The 667-nt window shown below is 64.0% G+C and carries 1 protein-coding gene; it reads right to left on the bottom strand.

All coding sequences use genetic code 11. The features are described 5' to 3' along the window. Positions 1-60: 60 nt before the first annotated feature. Positions 61-667, bottom strand: a 607-nt coding sequence (locus ACP7BV_RS27600; RefSeq protein ID WP_426108107.1) for an MlaE family ABC transporter permease, incomplete at its 5' end; no start/stop codon positions are given.

Here is a 667-nt window from a genome sequence, read left to right as displayed (position 1 = left end):
CGTCGGGCACCATGTTCAGCGCTTGCGGGCGGCGGCGTGGCTTGATGATTTCGTCGGGCATCAGAATCCCACTTCGCTGAAGATGATCGCGTACACGGCGTCGGCCAGGATCACCACCGTGATCGCCGTCACCACCGAGGTGGTGGTGCCGTGGCCGAGGCTTTCGGTATTGGGCTTGATGCGCAGGCCGAAGTGGCACGACACCAGCGCGATCAAGACACCGAAGGTGGTGCCTTTCAGCAGACCGATGACGTAGTTCGCCAGCGGCACGGCGTCGGGCAGCTTCAGTATGAAGTAGCGGGGCGACAGGTTCAATTCCATCTTGGCCGCGGCCATGCCGCCGATCAGCGCCATTGCATCGGTCCAGACCACCAGCAACGGCATCGAGATGGCCAGCGCGAGCACCTTGGGCATGATCAGGCGGTAGCCGTGCGAGATGCCCATCACCAGCATGGCGTCAAGTTCTTCGGTCACCCGCATCACGCCCAGCTGCGCGGTGATGGCCGAGCCCGAGCGGCCGGCGACCAGAATGGCGGCCAGCAGCGGGCCGAGTTCGCGGATGATGCTCATGCCGAGCAGGTTGACGATGAAGACCGAGGCGCTTGTTCGGTCCCTTGGCGTCCGGATCGTCCAGCAGCTGCACCAGTTGCTCGAGCAGGTCCTGGTT

It is taken from the genome of Massilia sp. TSP1-1-2, assembly GCF_049896185.1.
Taxonomy (GTDB): Bacteria; Pseudomonadota; Gammaproteobacteria; order Burkholderiales; family Burkholderiaceae_D; genus Telluria_A.
The sequence above is the reverse complement of the archived record's forward strand: the minus strand, read 5'-3'. Positions and strand labels throughout refer to the sequence as shown.